Origin of the sequence: Chryseobacterium sp. WG23, from assembly GCF_024586575.1 — a bacterium.
GTDB lineage: Bacteria > Bacteroidota > Bacteroidia > Flavobacteriales > Weeksellaceae > Chryseobacterium.
Window position 1 is genome coordinate 1 of record NZ_JALCZE010000025.1, and the last position, 1,352, is coordinate 1,352.

The 1,352-nt window shown below is 33.7% G+C and carries 1 protein-coding gene; it reads right to left on the reverse strand.

All coding sequences use genetic code 11. The annotated features are described in order from the left end of the window. Window positions 1-39: 39 nt before the first annotated feature. Window positions 40-1,260, reverse strand: a complete 1,221-nt coding sequence (locus MP477_RS22655) for an IS4 family transposase (RefSeq protein ID WP_257192284.1) — start codon at window positions 1,258-1,260, stop codon at window positions 40-42. Window positions 1,261-1,352: the final 92 nt, after the last annotated feature.

The following is a 1,352-nucleotide window of genomic DNA, read 5'->3' on the forward strand; positions in this document are numbered from 1 at the left end:
GCCTAGTCGTGGTCGGAAGAAAATCCGAGCACGACTATATCATGTTTTGAATACTTTATCAGGATTACCACCAGCCCCTATTATTAGTATTGATATGGCAAGATTTCTGATCTCCATTGCAAATCTTCTTTTGGCTGTTTTATATCCTATATTGTTTGCCTTTTTATATATAAGTATCAGCATTGCCGTAATAAGAGTCATGTAAATCATTACCTCAATACCATTCTTATTGAGTGAAACAAGATGACTCATATGGAGTTCCTGTTTTAAAAATCTAAAAAACACTTCAATATCCCATCTTTTTTGATAATAATCTGCAATTTCTTTAGCAGGAAGTTCAAAATCGTTGGTCAGAAGCCAAGCCTCCTTGTCGGGTTGTTGTTTATTGGCTACTACAATGAGTCTGAATCTATTTTCAATCTGCTGTTCTTTGTTATAAGTTTTTCCTTTTTGGGTAGGTACTGGGGTTGAGGAATATAGTTTTACCAGGCTGTCTTTTATCAGTAAGGTTTCTCCTAAATTCACTTCCTGATCTTTTTCAATAAAGGACTTTATCTCTTCATACCTTCTATTTTCTCTGGCTCTTATAACAAAAAATATTCCCTTGTCATCAAAATCTTTCATTCTTCGGGCAGATCCCAATCCTTTATCCATAATATAAATATTGGCATGATCCTTCTCTTTTTTCATATGCCCTAAGACAGCTTCAGAGAGGGCATTATCTTCTGCACAATATTGGGGAGTATTGAATATTTCTACTCCACAAGGAAGTATCCCATCAAATAAGACACTATATTTAATAAATTTTTTACCTCCGTTTTGAGCAATACCTTCTTTTAATTTTCCAGCAGCTTCTCCTATAACAGTGCTGTCTGTTCTAATCAAATCATATTTCTCTCTTTCACCCGCAGTATAGGAATCATGAAACATATTGTAGATGCACTCGTAAATCTCCTTGAAATATCCTGAATCTATTTTAGTGAGTCTTTCAGAAATAGAACTTCTCCTAACTGTTTCTGTTTCATCAAGATTGAATAAGGCTTTAAATACAGGATCTTTAAAGGTATCTTCCAAAGTTCGCTGGCTTAATTTTTCGTTACTGGTAATAGCAAATAAAAGAAGATAAAACATTTTCCTACCTTGAAGAACCTTTGAATAATGATCTACCTTAGTATTGGCGGAAAGATGCGATAATAATGCTTCAGGAATAAAGCTTAACAGCTGGGAAACTGAAATTTTATGTTCGTTGAAAATGGACATATTAATGATTCTATCAACCAAAGATAGAACTTAATTAATCGATAAATCAATAAATGAAAATCGAAAGTTTTTCTTCCGACCATCACTAGGCT

Excerpts from the sequence above, each read along its gene's own strand:
- MP477_RS22655 (WP_257192284.1), bottom strand. The coding sequence starts at position 1,260 with ATGTCCATTTTCAACGAACATAAAATTTCAGTTTCCCAGCTGTTAAGC.